This window comes from Pseudomonas sp. Pseusp21 (genome assembly GCF_059492145.1).
Window position 1 is genome coordinate 1149302 of record NZ_CP168520.1, and the last position, 14231, is coordinate 1163532.

Sequence of the window (14231 nt, forward strand, 5' to 3'; positions counted from 1 at the left end):
GAATCGATGTGTTTGCAACGCTCAGAGCACACCGAAAAACCTGTGAGAGCGGGCTTGCCCGCGATGACGCCCATCGGTACGACCTCTATTTCAAATCAGCTGAAACCTTATCTGCCACATCCTTCGGCAGCCACGCCTGCCACACATCCGGATGCGCTTTCATGAACGCTGTCGCCGCATCACGAGGTGGCGTGTGTTTTTCACTCATCTCGGCCAGCGCCTTGTTCAGATCATCAATCGGAAAGTCGACCTTGCTGAAGAACTCGGCGATCTGCGGATACTGCTTCTGGAACGGCGTGGACACCCCGATCGACAGCTTCGAGGCCAGTGACCGGGTCGGTTTCGGATTGGGGTTGTCGGCGTCGGTCAGGGTCTTCCAGGCCTCGGCATCGAACGGCGGCTCTTCCAGTTGGATCAGCTTGAACTTGCCGAGCAACGGTGTCGGCGACCAGTAATAGAACAGCACCGGCTTGCCGCGGCGGATCGATGAACTGATCTCGGCATCCAGCGCAGCACCGGAGCCACTACGGAAATTGGTGAAGTCATTCTGCAAGCCATAAGCCGTGAGCTTCTGCTTGTTCACCACCTCCGACGTCCAACCGATCGGGCTGTTGAGGAACCGGCCCTTGCTCGGGGTTTCCGGATCCTTGAACACGTCCTTGTACTTCTTCAGATCGCTGACACTGCGCAGATCCGGCGCCAAGGGTTTGATACCCTTGGCCGGGTCGCCCTTGATCACGTACTCCGGCACCCACCAGCCTTCAGTGGCACCTTTGACCGTATCGCCCAGGCTGGCGACCTTGCCTTCGGCCTCGGCCTTGACCCATACCGGACTGCGCCCGGCCCACTCTTCGCCGATGACCTGAATGTCATTGTTGGCCAGCGCAGTCTCAAGGGTGATGGTGGTGCCCGGCAAGGTATCGGTCGGCAGGCCGTAACCCTTCTCGACGATGATCCGCAGGACGTCGGTAATCAGGCTGCCGCTTTCCCAGTTCAGATCGGCAAAGTGAATCGGCGCCTGTGCCGCGCTCACCGAAGGCACCACCGTCATCAGGCCGAATGTGGTCAACCCAGCAGCCAGCAACCGTCGAAATCCGTTCATGCTTTTGCACCTCGTGCCGTTCACAGCAATAGCAGGATGGCCTGACAGAAGACCGCAAGCCTCTGAATACTCAGTCAACTGACTGTAGACGAGGTTCCTGCTTTTTCAGGGGCATGACACGCACGAGGCTACTTTTCAGACATTTCCTGCAGGCTCTTCAGCTCGCGTCTGACCATGCTGGCGTATTCCGCAGGCTGCAAGGCGTAGATTTGCGAGGCGACCCAACCCAGCCAGGCACCCTTCAATTCAGCCTTTGCCGTGAACAACCGACGTGCTTCCTCGCGGGCGCTGTCGAGGTTCTGCAAATGGAAATCGGCGCGGCTCACTCGCTGGCCTTGAACGTCACCAGTTCGCCCTTGCGCCACTTGGCGGCTTTGGCGGTGACGGCTTTCAAGGTTTTGGTCAGGCCTTCCTGCAGTTGTTCATTGGCGGCGAACACGGTAACCGCGCTGTGGCCTTCCTTGAACACGATGGCGTGGCCATCGGCCGTGGTGACGAACGCGTAGTCGCCCAGACCGTACACGGTCATTTTGATTTCGCGAAAGCGGATGTCCATCTTGCCGCCTTCACGGCTGGGCAGTACCGACGCGCTGAAATGATCGCCGACCTTGAGCTTGAGGCCAGGTTTGTCATCGACCACCAATGCGCTTTCGGTGTCGATCTCGGCAACGTAAATGCCTTCGGCGTTTTGCTCGGTGATGTAAACAAAACGCGATTGAAACTGCTTGACCAGCTTTGCCCGCAAATCACCCAGCACGAACAAAGCATGCATATCGAGGTTACTGACTGCCAAAGAAACATCCCCACACTTGAAAAGAGTGCCATACGCGAAAGCGCGCACAGCAAAAAAAGTCGGCCGGGCCGAAGGTGTTGCGCGATGACTCGAATATACGCCTGAGGGAGCGAAGTGCTCATTCAACGCGAGTTGCACAAGACTACTGGAATGCCACTCGCGAAACCTGCAAAGACGTTCTCCAAATGTTGAAGGAAAACGCGTCACGGCCGGCCAGGAAAAAACTGACTACGAACTTTAGGGAAAAAACTCACCAACAAAAGCACTTTTCCGACATATCGCACGCAAAAAATTGCTTTAGATAGGGCCATGCCGTCAACAGGTGTTGGCGATTCTAGAGCAGCGATGCTGTTCGCGACTACCCGCAACACCCTGTAAATGCGGGTCAAACCATGAAAAGGACTTCATATGTGCACTATGACGCATTTTGCCGTGACTCACGAACCCGCCTTTGCCTTGAACACTCCAGCCTTCGAGACTGTTCCTGCAATCGAGTCTTGCGGTCAGGCACCGTTGTTTCAGGTAATCCCGGCGGGCAACGGCTTTTTCCATATCAGGGAAAAGTCGACGGGGCTTGTCAGAGGTTTCCGTGAGAATCACAACGCCGCTTGCGCCCTCGCCCGTTCACTTGAATCCCGGATCGAACTCCTGGCCAGCGAGCACCTCAGATAAAGAGAGATCGACCCCGCCATCTTTCAAGGAGCACACCATGGAACTGCCTGCCTACAACCTGACAACCCTGTTCGATCAATTAGGGCTGCCTTCGGAGGAAACGGCGATCGACGACTTCATCGAAGCCCATCCGCTGGATGCCGATACCAAGCTGATCGACGCCGACTTCTGGAGCCCACAACAGGCGCAAATGCTCAAGGAGTGGCTGCGGGCCGATGGCGAGGAAGCCATCATGGTCGATGAGCTGAATGTGCGCCTGCACCGGGGCAAGTAATCTTGATCAGTGCAGGCTGTCACCGGTTTCAGCGCTCAATTGCGCAAGCCATGCAGCCCTGCACTCTTCCGCCTCGTTACGACTTGCAAACGCAGTGCCCCGGCGTTCGCCATTGAGCAGCACCACCCAGCAGACACTTTGCCCCATCGCGCGCAGACCGGCGGGTACACCGGTGCCGATCATCACCGCGACATCGACTCTGCATTGCATGTTGACCTCCCAATTTCATTAGCAACCTAACTATGTGGGCATGTTAATGATTTGGATCAAGAGGAAACAGCAACTCCGCTGCACAGCTTAATTGCAGTTCCGGCAACAATGGCTCAGCGCGGCTTCTCCGGTTTATAGCCCAGACGCAACCCGCCCCAATGCCGGCCCTTGACCATGATCGGCACCGACAGGTCGTGCATCAGCTCGCCGGTATCACGGGTGTAGGTCTGCAACAGCACCGGTTGCTGATGGCTGCCGCAGCGGATGCCGGTGCGGTCGGCGAATTTGCGTTTGGTGCGGTTGTTCACGGTATCGACCTGCACATCCCCGGTCAGCGGCTGGCTGAACGCCTGATTGTGGGTCGGCACGTAACCCTGCTGCGTGCAAGCGATGGCGAACACCAGGCCTTCGTGGCGCGGCAGTAACGGTTCCTGGATGGCCGGCAGCACCTGATCGGTGTAGCGATCAAAACGAGTCTGGAACTTGGCGGGCTGGGTGTCTGGAATCGGCTGATACTGACGGTCGAACAGGTCCTCAAGACTGATGCGTCCCTGCTCGACATCGGCCTCGAACCGCGCGGCAATCTGACTGGCCCCTTCGCGGGCAAGATCGTAGATGCGCTGGTGATAGTCATCCAGCCCGACTTCTGCCAGACGTTCGCTGATGGTTTCTGCCTGTCCTTCCATCTGCACCGCGGCTTCGGCCAGGCGCTGGGTCTGTTGGTCGCTGATCGCAAGATCGCTGCGCATCTGTTCGATGGCGGTGAACAGACTGTCGAGCTGTTCACGATTGGTTTCCGCGCCTCGGGCGATTTCGCCAACCTGGGTTTTCACCCCGGCCGCCAGTCGCGCAATGTTTTCCAGGTGCTGACCGGTGTGTTCGACCTGCTCGACACCCATGTGCAAATCGTCGGAGAGCTGGCGAATCTGTTCCACCACCTGCGCCGTGCGTTGCTGGATGTCGGCGACCATCTCGCCCACTTCGCCAGTGGCCGTCGCGGTACGCGCCGCCAAGCCGCGTACCTCGTCCGCGACCACTGCAAATCCACGACCGTGCTCGCCGGCCCGGGCCGATTCAATGGCGGCGTTCAATGCCAGAAGGTTGGTCTGGCTGGCGATGGATTGAATCACCAACGTCACGCGCTGAATGTCGTCACTGCGCTGGCTCAAAGCTTCGATCAGTTCGCGGCTGGCATTGGCACGCTGGCTGAGCTGATGCATGCGCGAAATGGAATCCACCAGCTCGGTGCGCCCCGCCGCGCTGCTGTGATGGGCTTCGCTGGCAGCGCCCAAGGCTTCACGGCTGAGCTGCGAAGTGGCCTGCTCAGTGGCGATCATGACTTGAGCGTTGTTGACTATCTGCGCGGCGGCGTCGAGTTGCGATTGCAGCTTGCCGGCCAATTCCTTGACGGAAAATGCCACGCCGGCGGCTGACAGCGCATTATGACTGGTGGTGTAGGAAAGGTCGCGAGTCAGCTCGGACATCGCGTTGCTGCTATCGACCGGTTGCGCATCAGGGACCGGCCGGGAACGCAGGCGCGGCAGCCAGACGATCAGCACCGCGAGCGGCATGCCGACGTACAACGGCCATTCGCCCAGGCTCATCCCGGCCAGCAACAGCATCAGGGCGATGCTTTGCAGGGTCGGCGTCAGCCAGCGATTCTTCGGCAAAACAACTGGTGCAGGCAGAGCCGCAACCAGAGATCCATCTCTCGTCATTTTGTTACCCCACGCTTGTTCTCATTGTTGTGACTGCATTAAACGCCACTACAACGCCATTATCCATGGTCCGTTAGTCGTGGGTCTGTGGCAGGTCAATGGAATGGCGGGGAGACTTTCCGGCAGACGAGAAAAAGCAAAGATCGCAGCCTTTTGCAGTTCCCGGAGGAGCTGCAAAAGGCTGCGATCTTTTCGCGACGACCCGCATTGAAGGGGTCGCCTCAGGAATCAGGCCTGACGCTGGTGCTTGTCGATCTGCTCGTGACGCTCTTGAGCTTCGATGCAGTACTTGGTGGTCGGGCTGATCAGCAGGCGTTTCAGGCCGATCGGCTCGCCGCTGTCGTCGCACCAGCCGAAGCTGTCTTCCTTGATACGCTCAAGGGCCTGCTCGAGTTGCGGCAGCATGCGCTGGTCGCGATCGATCGCGTTTACCAGCCAGGTGCGCTCTTCTTCCACCGATGCGGCGTCCGCCGGGTCAGCCGGGGTGTCCAGGCTTTCGATGGCAATACGGTTCTGCTCAATGCGCTCATGGGTTTCGACTTTCATGTTCTGCAACAGCTCTTGAAAGAAAGCGTGTTGCTCGGCATTCATGTAGTCATCTGCCGGCATGGCCAGCAACTTGTCCTTTGTCATTGATATCTCTATAAAAAACGTGCATTAAGGCGAATTAGGGAGCGTTCCGGCGAACCGCCTGCGGTCATCGGAAAGGCATCGTTTATTGCAAACGCCACCCGGCACTCAATTTACGAAGGGGCGGCAGTCTAAGGCCCGTTTGAGGCCTCAGCAACTGTAAATACCGGGAATTTGTCCGACAAGGCCCGGAAACTGCTCTGACACAGGCTTCACAGCGCTCATCGGAGTGCGTTTATAGCAAGAAATTCAGTCTAGCGGCTGTATATAGAAGACAAACGTCGGACGAGCGGCGCTTTGTCGCAATTCGTTACAGTCGTTGACCGCGACACCAGCCCTTCCCAAAGACTGACAAATCCCCCCAACCTCGGCTACGTTATGCCCTCCCCGGTTCGACTAGAAGGAACGCGTCATGAAACTGATCGGCATGCTGGACTCCCCTTACGTGCGCCGCGTGGCGATCTCTGCCAAATGCCTGGGGGTCGAACTGGAACACGACCCGGTCTCGGTGTTCCGCCACTTCGAACGTTTCCAGCAGATCAACCCGGTGGTCAAGGCGCCGACCCTGATCCTTGATGACGGCGAAGTGCTGATCGACTCGACCCTCATCCTCGACTATCTCGAAGCCCTGTCCGGCAAAACCCTGCTGCCCGCCGACCTGCCGCAACGCGCCAAAGCCCTGCGCCTGACCGGCCTCGGCCTTGCCGCCTGCGAAAAAGCCGTGCAGCTCTACTACGAACGCAACCTGCGCCCGGCCGACATTCAATACCAGCCGTGGGTCGAACGCGTCGAAGGCCAACTCGCCGCCGCCTTCACCGCCCTCGAACACCAACTCGAAAAGCACCCGCTGCCCACCGACGGCTCCCTCCATCAGGACGGCATCACCCTCGCCATCGCCTGGAGCTTCACCAGCTTAGTCGTCCCCGACCAGATCGACGCCCAACGCTTCCCGCGCATCGCCCAATACACCGCGTACGCCGAAAGCACCCAAGCGTTCATCAGCACCCCGATGACCTGACCATGAGCACGACCGAAACCACCGCCCCAGCCCTGAAAGAAATCTTCAACGCCGAACGCCTGCAACACATCGCCACACAAATGAGCGCCGTGTACCCGGCGTTCAAGGCCAAGGCGTTTCTCAAGCACGCCAACGACGGCCTCGCCGACCTCTCCGTCATGCAACGCATGGCCCGCGTCAGCGAAAGCCTGCACGCCGTGCTGCCACTGGACTACGCAGATTCCCTCGCCGTCCTGCGCGAACTCGCCCCACGTCTGAACAGCGGCTTCGTCAGCATGAGCCTGCCGCACTACGTCGCGAGCTACGGCGCGCACGCGTTCGACACCTCGATGGAGGCCCTGAAGTACTTCACCACCTTCGGCTCCTCCGAATTCGCCATCCGCCACTTCCTGCGCAGCGACCTGGAACGCTCGCTGGAACGGATGCACGACTGGGCACGAGACGAAAACCACCACGTCCGCCGCCTCGCCAGCGAAGGCAGCCGCCCTCGCCTGCCGTGGTCGTTTCGCCTGGAACCGGTGCAGGCGGATCCGCTGTTGGCTGCCGGGATTCTCGACCGGTTGAAGGCGGATGAAAGTTTGTACGTGCGCAAGTCCGTGGCGAATCATTTGAATGATGTAACCAAGGAGCATCCGGAATGGGTGCTGGATACGGTTGAGGGGTGGTCACTGGAGAACAGGCACACGGCGTGGATTGCCAGACATGCGTTGCGGAGTTTGATCAAACAGGGGAATTCTCGGGCGCTCACGGTTATAGGCGCTGGGGCGAAGGCTGAGGTTGAATTGCTGGATGTGAAGGTGGAACCGGCGGTTGTGCGGCTTGGGGAGACGATTACCTTGTCGTTTACCGTTCGATCGTTGGTGCCAGTTGAACAGCGGCTGGTGATTGATTATGCGATTGACTATGTGAAGGCGAATGGCGGGACTTCGGCGAAGGTTTTCAAGTTGAAGACGTTGGAGTTGGCAGGGTTTGGGAGTGAGGTTGTGGCGCGGCGACAGGTGATCAAGGATTTCACTACGCGCAAGCACTATGCGGGGGTGCATGCGGTGCATGTGGTGGTTAATGGGGAGCGGTTGGGGAGTACAGCGGTTGACATCGATTTTTGACGGACTGAAAGATTCTCTCTGACGTTGCTCTCGTACGTGGACTAGCCAACAAAAAAATCCAAGGACCTGGCCATGAAGCTTAAACAAATAGTCGATTGCTTTTTTAAATATGCGATTGAACGGAGAAATCCGTACAGCAGCTTCCCCCTTACCACTGAAATCGATGAGTTTGGCGGGCCGTATGTTGAAATTTCCGACTCAGGAAAACTGGCTATCGTTGCGCGAGATCGCGGTTATGAAGTGTTGAGAAAAGAGACAACATCACCAGAGGAGCTGGCTAAATGGGTGTATGAAATGTTCAACAAGAGATAAAACTTCACACCTATGCGTCATTCCGACTAATCCAACTCGACGCTTTCAACTCTTCGCAACCGATCAAAAATTTACGACTTTACTTTCTGACTGATTTTGACCAAAAGTATCTAAACACGCTTGGCACCCCTTCACAGCCGGCTTCAGGCGGGAAGGAAGGTCAAACTGTCAAGATTGATCTCGGCGTAAGAACCTATATCCCCCTTGTAAAGCGAGACCCTGGACACGCCCAGCTCGGACTGTAAAAGCTCGACTAACGTTCTTAGCTTTTTGTTTTTAGACATCGACGTCGGACGCACTACCGCTGCCTGTCCGGGTTCGTCATCGTAAATCCTGATCAGAAACATATCCTCTTCGCTCTGTATTTCGTAGTTATAACCACGATACTCATACCCGAGGTCGTGGTCGATGTCATCAAAGCGAGTAGCTTTTATTATCTTCAAAGTGGCATCCAGCATTTGATCACCATAGAAGGATCGTTTCAAAGAAATGCTAAAAAAAATGGGGACGTGCAAAAAATCGAAAAATGGGGACGCATCTATTTATCAAAAGACCCGCTCTATTTTTTCCGACTCCCCCCGTTTCCAAGAATTACCAACTGCCATATGGAATGCCGAACTGGTCGATATAACGCTTGGATTTTTCACTGACCGGATATGCGTAACGCCCCTGGTTTTTGCCTTGGCTTGGCCCCAACGGTTCAATCTCAGCTTGCGCCCTAGCCACTTTGATCGGGTGATGACAAGAGTCTCTAACCCACACTTGCACAACTCCGCCCGGCGCCAACCCTAAATAAACGGAAGAAATATAGGTGGCCGTTTCCTCCGGAGTTTTCGCACATCGCTGGTTGACCGATGTCAGCATTAGTTGCCTGGCTTCTTCCGGTATATCAACCCAAGCACGATAGGTCCGAGGCTCCACAATAGATTGCCAACGAACGAAGATCCGCTTGGGAAGATCGGCGCCTACTACTGCCTTTGCAGAGCCGCCTACGCCATGCCAACCTCGGGCTGACTCTGTGCCATCCTCTGGTTGTCCGCCCGAGGCGGATCCTCCGCCGGTGTGCAGGAACGTTCTTCCTTTGATGTCTTCCACCGAAGTATCTTCCACCCAAACCTTCATGTAGTGAGGTTCTGTGAAACCCAGCTCCCACCATTCGGACTTGGGATCATTTTCGCCTGACAACGGATCGGTCAAATGACAACCAGCAATCAACACCACACATAGAAAACTTATGAATGGCCTCATTTGCTGACTGTTACCAGCTGCCGTACGGAATGCCAAATTTCTCAATGTAGCGTTGCGACTTCTCACTGACCGGATAAGCGTAACGCCCTTGGTTCTTACCCTGGCTCGGACCAAGCGGTTCGATTTCGGCTTTGGCCCTGGCCACTCTCACTGGATGGTGGCACGAGTCCCTGACCCAGACTTGTACAACCCCGCCGGGAGCCAGTCCCAAGTAGATAGAAGCGGAATAACTCGCTTGCTCCTTCGGAGTTTCCGGACAACGCTGATCGACCGACGTTCTCATTAATTGTCTGGCCTCTTCGGGCACATCCAACCAAACACTATAGGTCTGAGGTTCGACAATCGATTGCCAACGCACGTAAATGCGTTTGGGGAGATCTGCACCAATTACTGGCTTTGCAGCAGCGCCTACAGCGTGCCATCCACGTGCAGATTCTTTACCGTCTTCAGGCTCCCCACCAGCGGCCGTACCTCCTCCCGTACGTTTGAACAGCTTGCCGTTTATATCTTCGACGGCACTGTCCTCCACCCACACTTTCATATAGTAAGGCTCAGTAAATGCGAGCTCCCACGACTCGGACTTAGGGTCGCTTTTGGCAGACAGCGGGTCCGCAGACTGACAGCCAGTCATGAACAAAGCACAAAACAGGGTTACAAAAACTCTCATTACCAAAGCGTCCAATCAGGTACGTGTGGGTGTAGCACGCGGATGGCATCGGCGGTAGGGGCGTTGATGTATACCGCATTTAGTCCGCTGCCATCTCTGCGGCCGAGTGGATGGTTCCAGTTTGCGGACATATGAATGTACTTGAGTTTCAGCAACTGCTCCTCTTCAGGCGTGGTGCTGTAGTCACCCGCAACGAACCGATCACACAAAGCTTGAAGTTCTGCGGGGACGGTCAAATCCGGAGTGTCAGGAATATCGTTGAATCGAGCGCCTTTCTCTTTTGCCAGATGATGCATCACTCTCAGGTAAACCCTGGATAGCATGCCACTCACCGGACGCTTGAGCTGTACAGCTGCGTAAACACGTTTAGCGCTTGGACTCAGCCGATCTTGCGGACTATTCGGCACCAGAAGCGCTTCTGGAGTCACAATCTCAAGCATGTCTGCAGGCCATCCCTTGGATAACCACTGGTTTCTAACATTAACCGCATCGCTGTAGATCGAGGTAGTCACGACGTCGGTGTTCAATGGCACGATCAGTGTTTGCATTGGGCTAACAAGAACACACTCCTGCGCTTCCTCCAGATACCCCCCGCCGATGTCGGAATGCACTCCAGGCAGAATAATCTCCAGATGATCAGGTTTGACGCGACTGAGTGCGAAGTTGGCTCTGCATTCATCACGAGCAACCAACTGAGCGACATCACTGAAAAAACGACGATCAAGGTAAAGCTTGATACCCGTCGCAATTGGACTTTTGATGTTTCCCAAATTCGACCAACCAGCAATCGAGGGCACTGTATCGAATAAGCCGATAAACCCCATATTGATGTCGCTTTTATACTGGTCATTGAATCTAGGACCGAATGCTCTCGGTAGATTTCGCAGTACATGACCAAGAGGGCCGCGACTGGTGCGAACAATTTCGTTGGCGAAATGCCGTGCGGCTGCGGCGCCACGACTGAAACCAAACGTATCGAACGTCAGTGAGGTGATTTCACTGTCCGGGTTATCTTCCAGGACTCGATTGATCGCTTGTTGGATCATGGGAAACACGGACTCGACTCGCCCTGCGACACCTGTTTCTCCGCGCCCGGTACCAGCACCGAGTGTGCTGTCTTTTTCGCCAGATCGCGTGCCGATGCCCTCGACGTAGACAACGCGGGAGGCTCGTCCCCCTTGCGCTACAGGAACCGCGTCATACAGCTCACTCAGCTTTTTGATATTGCTGACATCGTTGCCATAACTACTGTCCGGATCACTCATATACGGCTTGCAACTCGCATCAATATCTTGAGCCGCAATCGGATGATGAGCACCACACAAAAGCCCGGCCGCAGCATTATTGGCATTATTCCCCGTCCCATCGAAGAACACTCCGATCCGCAGGGCTATGCCGATCTTTTCACGAGCCGATGCCGGTTCCTTCCCGTGTTTCTCATATTCAGCCCAACGCTGGGCATGAATATCGACGGGGTCGGTTCCTTTGTTGCGATAGTTTTTAGGCGGGTTGGGAATGTAGCCACTCAATCCTTGATTCCTTCTTCTGATCCTTGAAGAACGGGCCGAAGGGTGACAGCGGAAATCGGGGGGCGCAAGGCGTGGCCGCGTGCCAGCACTTGGCGCTCTTTCTCCCTGCCTGCAATGGTGGCGCCGAGCCACGAATGATATGGTTCAGCCTCAAAACCAGGGACGACACCTCGTGCACAAACAATGTCTGGCAGCAGCAGTAACCTTCGCCATCAGTTTTTCCGCTCTTGCCTCTCCCGTACCGCAGGAAGAGCTCGAAGAGTGCCAACGAATAGAAAACTCGGCCAAACAGGTCATGAAAACCAGGCAGCAAGGCGTGCCCATGGCTTCGGTGTTGGAACTGGCCGAAGCGGCAGGTAAGCAGAACGAGTATGTGGGTGAGGTGTTCAAGTCGTTGATTCGCGAGGCGTACGAGATTCCTCAATACTCAAGCGAGAGTTTGCAACAGAAAGCGATCAGCGATTTCCATTCCAATTTCTACAAGGCTTGCATCGTGACGGCGGAAAAGAGAGCAAACACCAACGGTTGAGCTTAACGAACAAAAAAGGGAGCAGATTCAGGTAGTGAATCTGCTCCCTTTTTACTGAAGGACAGCCTTAAGTCTTCAGTTCGACGTTATCCAACGCCTGATTCACCGCCAATTCTCCGAGCATCACAATCTGCGCAATCCCTATCGCAGTCTTACGGTGAGCGGGCTCCAGCGTGGCCGCAAAGTTGTTGAGCATTTCGCTGGCCGAGCCTAGGGATTCGCTGGCATTGGCGAGCAGTGATTCGGTGTCATACGCCGGATTGGCCAGGTACATCGGATCGTGTTTGTGATGACTCCCCATGACCCGTTGCTGCGGAGTGAGGTAATGATCGAGCGCGCGTTCGGCGGCTTCGTTCAGGGTTCGGGAGTCGGGGAATCTGTAGGGTGAAACCGGATCGGTTTCCGGGGGATTCGGTGTGGGTTTGATCATGGTGAAACTCCTGATTTTCAATAGGAGCTACCAGCATCACTTGCAGATGATGGGTGGCAGCCATGTGCGGGTCTGCAAGACCGGGAAACCAGGCACCCGGCAGACCCGAGGGTCTCCCGCACAAAGCCGCCATTGAGCGGACGCGAACGAGCGTCCTTTTGGCAGGCTGTGCGACTGGTTTTTCCGGCGGGCTTGCAGACCCGATCACTGATGGGCAGTGACGGGAATCAAGTTACGGTCGGAAGTCCAGACGCACAAGCCGGCGGATTCTGTCTTAGGTGTAGGGCGTGGCGCAAGGCGTTGTGGGCATCGGGATGTGACGAAAGACCACGCATAAACAGGCCACGTATTCTGTGTTTAATATCTGACAAAAAAGACTGTTTCGCAGTCCGACGGGAATACGTAAATCAGGCCGTCCGCTTTCACCCAGACACCACCATTCCCCTGTGTCTAAAAAACCGGCCACCCGGCATAATCCGCGCAAATTTCCCCATCAACCCAAGTCCGACCGTCATGCCTGAAGAGTTCGAAGTCCCCAGTCCTCACGAGCAACACGTTGAACACACCACCCATCACGCCCACGCAAAAGGCGATCGCTTTGCCAGCAAGATTGCGGTCATGACGGCGATCATGGCGACGGTCGGCGCCCTGATGAGTTATCAGGCCGGCTCGACGGAGAGTGAGGCGGCCATGGACAAAAACAACGCGGCCATTCAGAAGACCGAAGCGGCCAACGAGTGGAGCTATTACCAGGCCAAGTCCAGTCGGCAGAACCTGTCGGAGCTGGCCAGCCATCTTCCGGGACTGGATTCCGCTCATTATGTTGCCGAGGCTCGGCGCTATGCCGAGCAGAAAGAGCAAGCGCGCAAAAAGGCGGAAACACTTGAGCAACAGGCGCGAGAGTGGGACGAAAAGTCAGAGCAGGTCCTGCATCAGCATCACCGCTGGGCCCAGGCCATGACCGCGATTCAAATCGCTATTTCGCTGGCGGCCATCACCCTGCTGACGCGCAAGGAATGGCTCAGACGGGTCTCGTTTGGGGCGGCGGGCCTGGGTGTCATGTTGGGCTCCTTGGCCTGGTTGCATATCTGAAAAAGGGCGAAACCGCTGAAGCTGACGAAAAAAGGAACAGACTCAGTGCATGAATCTGTTCGTTTTCGCTTGGGAACGGCCTCTGCCCCTTCGGCTCCACGCTCTCCAATGCCTGCTTCACCACCAATGCCCCCGACATCACTACCTGCACGGTCATGCGGCGGGCAGGCGCCAGGATGGCGACCTTCCAGGAGTCGATCCGAACAGGCCTACTGCGAATTGCTACGCCCCGGCAACATCCGCACCAAGGTGTTATCCCGCACCCAATAGTGGTGAAAAAGCCCCGCCGCCGCATGCAGACCGATCAGCCAGTAGCCGGTGCTGCCCAGCAGTTCATGCCAGTATTTGAGGCGTTTGGCAAAGTCCGGGTCGATAGCCACCGGGGCTGGAAGATGGAAGCCAAAGTACGGAAAAGGTTTGTCGCCGGCCGCAAGCATCAGCCAGGCCAGCACTGGCGTAACAATCATTAGCCCATAAAGGGCCAGGTGCATCAGGTGCGCGATTGCCGTCTGCCAGGCAGGCGGTTTGGGGATAATCGGCGGACGTGGCGTCAGGCGGCCAAACAGGCGCACCCAAACCAGAACAAAAATGCTCGCGCCGAACATTCCGTGCAGGCCCATTAACAGGCCTCGCGCTTCGCTGCCTCGGGGCATGAAGCCTTTTATTTCAACGCAGGCATACACGCCCACGAACAGCGCCAGCATCAGCCAGTGCAAGGTGATCGACAGTTTTCCATAACGGGGTGCGGCCAGGTCGCGGGTCATAGTTGCCTCGTGATTGTTGTAAGCGAAGGCCGATTCGTTCGGCTGTCTCGATCCGGTTGCCGGGCGGACCGACGGCGTCACACTGCCGTGACAGTCTTAAGACAATCTGAAGATCCGACGTTCGTTAACCTTTTTTC

General features: G+C 56.3%; 19 protein-coding genes. 7 read left to right on the plus strand and 12 right to left on the minus strand.

Annotation, left to right across the window (positions count from 1 at the left end):
- Window positions 1–85: 85 nt before the first annotated feature.
- The 3 genes from ACEN93_RS04955 to ACEN93_RS04965 all read right to left on the minus strand — a co-directional run bounded on the left by ACEN93_RS04955 (window position 86) and on the right by ACEN93_RS04965 (window position 1895).
- On the minus strand, window positions 86–1102 hold the full coding sequence (locus ACEN93_RS04955) for an ABC transporter substrate-binding protein (protein ID WP_039767033.1): 1017 nt from the start codon (window positions 1100–1102) through the stop codon (window positions 86–88).
- Between the two features lie 128 nt (window positions 1103–1230).
- Window positions 1231–1428 carry a hypothetical protein gene (locus ACEN93_RS04960; RefSeq protein ID WP_039767035.1) on the minus strand — a complete coding sequence of 66 codons (198 nt, stop codon included), beginning with the start codon at window positions 1426–1428 and terminating at the stop codon, window positions 1231–1233.
- Window positions 1425–1895 carry a hypothetical protein gene (locus ACEN93_RS04965; RefSeq protein ID WP_007950541.1) on the minus strand — a complete coding sequence of 157 codons (471 nt, stop codon included), beginning with the start codon at window positions 1893–1895 and terminating at the stop codon, window positions 1425–1427. Before ACEN93_RS04965 ends, ACEN93_RS04960 begins: the two co-directional genes overlap by 4 nt.
- A gap of 408 nt (window positions 1896–2303) precedes the next feature.
- Between ACEN93_RS04965 and ACEN93_RS04970 the strand changes: the two genes are divergently transcribed.
- Both ACEN93_RS04970 and ACEN93_RS04975 read left to right on the plus strand, forming a co-directional pair.
- Entirely contained in the window at window positions 2304–2567 is a 264-nt protein-coding gene (locus tag ACEN93_RS04970) for a hypothetical protein (protein ID WP_074688706.1), read from the plus strand.
- 37 nt (window positions 2568–2604) lie between these two features.
- The gene (locus tag ACEN93_RS04975) at window positions 2605–2841 is read left to right on the plus strand and encodes a DUF2789 family protein (RefSeq protein ID WP_039767041.1); all 237 of its coding nucleotides are present in this window, start codon (window positions 2605–2607) and stop codon (window positions 2839–2841) included.
- A 6-nt stretch (window positions 2842–2847) separates the two neighbouring features.
- Here ACEN93_RS04975 and ACEN93_RS04980 read toward each other — a convergent pair whose 3' ends face one another.
- From ACEN93_RS04980 to ACEN93_RS04990, 3 genes are all read right to left on the minus strand, one after another.
- On the minus strand, window positions 2848–3051 hold the full coding sequence (locus tag ACEN93_RS04980; protein WP_074688708.1) for a hypothetical protein: 204 nt from the start codon (window positions 3049–3051) through the stop codon (window positions 2848–2850).
- A 113-nt stretch (window positions 3052–3164) separates the two neighbouring features.
- Window positions 3165–4769, minus strand: a complete 1605-nt coding sequence (locus ACEN93_RS04985) for a methyl-accepting chemotaxis protein (RefSeq protein ID WP_495611135.1) — start codon at window positions 4767–4769, stop codon at window positions 3165–3167.
- Between the two features lie 228 nt (window positions 4770–4997).
- Window positions 4998–5402 carry a TraR/DksA family transcriptional regulator gene (locus ACEN93_RS04990; RefSeq protein WP_039767046.1) on the minus strand — a complete coding sequence of 135 codons (405 nt, stop codon included), beginning with the start codon at window positions 5400–5402 and terminating at the stop codon, window positions 4998–5000.
- A gap of 409 nt (window positions 5403–5811) precedes the next feature.
- On the opposite strand from ACEN93_RS04990, the gene ACEN93_RS04995 reads away from it, so the two are divergent.
- The 3 genes from ACEN93_RS04995 to ACEN93_RS05005 all read left to right on the plus strand — a co-directional run bounded on the left by ACEN93_RS04995 (window position 5812) and on the right by ACEN93_RS05005 (window position 7835).
- The gene (locus ACEN93_RS04995; RefSeq protein WP_495611136.1) at window positions 5812–6417 is read left to right on the plus strand and encodes a glutathione S-transferase; all 606 of its coding nucleotides are present in this window, start codon (window positions 5812–5814) and stop codon (window positions 6415–6417) included.
- A gap of 2 nt (window positions 6418–6419) precedes the next feature.
- Window positions 6420–7523: a DNA alkylation repair protein gene (locus tag ACEN93_RS05000; RefSeq protein ID WP_495611137.1), complete on the plus strand. Its 1104-nt coding sequence runs from the start codon at window positions 6420–6422 to the stop codon at window positions 7521–7523.
- Between the two features lie 72 nt (window positions 7524–7595).
- Complete coding sequence (locus ACEN93_RS05005) at window positions 7596–7835, plus strand: hypothetical protein (protein ID WP_011334704.1); 240 nt, start codon at window positions 7596–7598, stop codon at window positions 7833–7835.
- A 143-nt stretch (window positions 7836–7978) separates the two neighbouring features.
- Here the strand turns inward: ACEN93_RS05005 and ACEN93_RS05010 are convergent, their stop codons facing one another.
- The 4 genes from ACEN93_RS05010 to ACEN93_RS05025 form a co-directional block, all read right to left on the minus strand.
- Window positions 7979–8293, minus strand: coding sequence for a hypothetical protein (locus ACEN93_RS05010; RefSeq protein WP_246883710.1), 315 nt, complete (start codon window positions 8291–8293; stop codon window positions 7979–7981).
- Window positions 8294–8426: 133 nt separating this feature from the next.
- The gene (locus ACEN93_RS05015) at window positions 8427–9083 is read right to left on the minus strand and encodes a DUF2931 family protein (protein ID WP_495611544.1); all 657 of its coding nucleotides are present in this window, start codon (window positions 9081–9083) and stop codon (window positions 8427–8429) included.
- 10 nt (window positions 9084–9093) lie between these two features.
- Complete coding sequence (locus ACEN93_RS05020) at window positions 9094–9750, minus strand: DUF2931 family protein (protein ID WP_039767054.1); 657 nt, start codon at window positions 9748–9750, stop codon at window positions 9094–9096.
- A complete protein-coding gene (locus ACEN93_RS05025; protein ID WP_039767056.1) occupies window positions 9750–11279 on the minus strand; it encodes a phospholipase effector Tle1 domain-containing protein in 1530 nt (509 codons plus the stop codon). The genes ACEN93_RS05020 and ACEN93_RS05025 overlap by 1 nt, the downstream gene beginning before the upstream one ends.
- Before the next feature lie 172 nt (window positions 11280–11451).
- Between ACEN93_RS05025 and ACEN93_RS05030 the strand changes: the two genes are divergently transcribed.
- Window positions 11452–11808: a hypothetical protein gene (locus tag ACEN93_RS05030; RefSeq protein WP_495611138.1), complete on the plus strand. Its 357-nt coding sequence runs from the start codon at window positions 11452–11454 to the stop codon at window positions 11806–11808.
- A 67-nt stretch (window positions 11809–11875) separates the two neighbouring features.
- Here the strand turns inward: ACEN93_RS05030 and ACEN93_RS05035 are convergent, their stop codons facing one another.
- Complete coding sequence (locus ACEN93_RS05035; protein WP_039767057.1) at window positions 11876–12238, minus strand: DUF6124 family protein; 363 nt, start codon at window positions 12236–12238, stop codon at window positions 11876–11878.
- Window positions 12239–12751: 513 nt separating this feature from the next.
- Here ACEN93_RS05035 and ACEN93_RS05040 point away from each other — a divergent pair.
- Window positions 12752–13330 (plus strand): DUF4337 domain-containing protein, encoded by a 579-nt coding sequence (locus tag ACEN93_RS05040; RefSeq protein WP_169430773.1) that lies wholly within the window; start codon window positions 12752–12754, stop codon window positions 13328–13330.
- A 209-nt stretch (window positions 13331–13539) separates the two neighbouring features.
- Here ACEN93_RS05040 and ACEN93_RS05045 read toward each other — a convergent pair whose 3' ends face one another.
- A complete protein-coding gene (locus ACEN93_RS05045; RefSeq protein WP_495611139.1) occupies window positions 13540–14094 on the minus strand; it encodes a cytochrome b in 555 nt (184 codons plus the stop codon).
- Window positions 14095–14231: the final 137 nt, after the last annotated feature.

Bases quoted from the DNA above. Each gene is read 5' to 3' on its own strand.
- ACEN93_RS04955 (WP_039767033.1), bottom strand. From the start codon at position 1,102: ATGAACGGATTTCGACGGTTGCTGGCTGCTGGGTTGACCACATTCGGC.
- ACEN93_RS04970 (WP_074688706.1), top strand. From the start codon at position 2,304: ATGTGCACTATGACGCATTTTGCCGTGACTCACGAACCCGCCTTTGCC.
- ACEN93_RS04975 (WP_039767041.1), top strand. From the start codon at position 2,605: ATGGAACTGCCTGCCTACAACCTGACAACCCTGTTCGATCAATTAGGG.
- ACEN93_RS04980 (WP_074688708.1), bottom strand. From the start codon at position 3,051: ATGCAATGCAGAGTCGATGTCGCGGTGATGATCGGCACCGGTGTACCC.
- ACEN93_RS04985 (WP_495611135.1), bottom strand. From the start codon at position 4,769: ATGACGAGAGATGGATCTCTGGTTGCGGCTCTGCCTGCACCAGTTGTT.
- ACEN93_RS04990 (WP_039767046.1), bottom strand. From the start codon at position 5,402: ATGACAAAGGACAAGTTGCTGGCCATGCCGGCAGATGACTACATGAAT.
- ACEN93_RS04995 (WP_495611136.1), top strand. From the start codon at position 5,812: ATGAAACTGATCGGCATGCTGGACTCCCCTTACGTGCGCCGCGTGGCG.
- ACEN93_RS05000 (WP_495611137.1), top strand. From the start codon at position 6,420: ATGAGCACGACCGAAACCACCGCCCCAGCCCTGAAAGAAATCTTCAAC.
- ACEN93_RS05005 (WP_011334704.1), top strand. From the start codon at position 7,596: ATGAAGCTTAAACAAATAGTCGATTGCTTTTTTAAATATGCGATTGAA.
- ACEN93_RS05010 (WP_246883710.1), bottom strand. From the start codon at position 8,293: ATGCTGGATGCCACTTTGAAGATAATAAAAGCTACTCGCTTTGATGAC.
- ACEN93_RS05015 (WP_495611544.1), bottom strand. From the start codon at position 9,083: ATGAGGCCATTCATAAGTTTTCTATGTGTGGTGTTGATTGCTGGTTGT.
- ACEN93_RS05020 (WP_039767054.1), bottom strand. From the start codon at position 9,750: ATGAGAGTTTTTGTAACCCTGTTTTGTGCTTTGTTCATGACTGGCTGT.
- ACEN93_RS05035 (WP_039767057.1), bottom strand. From the start codon at position 12,238: ATGATCAAACCCACACCGAATCCCCCGGAAACCGATCCGGTTTCACCC.
- ACEN93_RS05040 (WP_169430773.1), top strand. From the start codon at position 12,752: ATGCCTGAAGAGTTCGAAGTCCCCAGTCCTCACGAGCAACACGTTGAA.
- ACEN93_RS05045 (WP_495611139.1), bottom strand. From the start codon at position 14,094: ATGACCCGCGACCTGGCCGCACCCCGTTATGGAAAACTGTCGATCACC.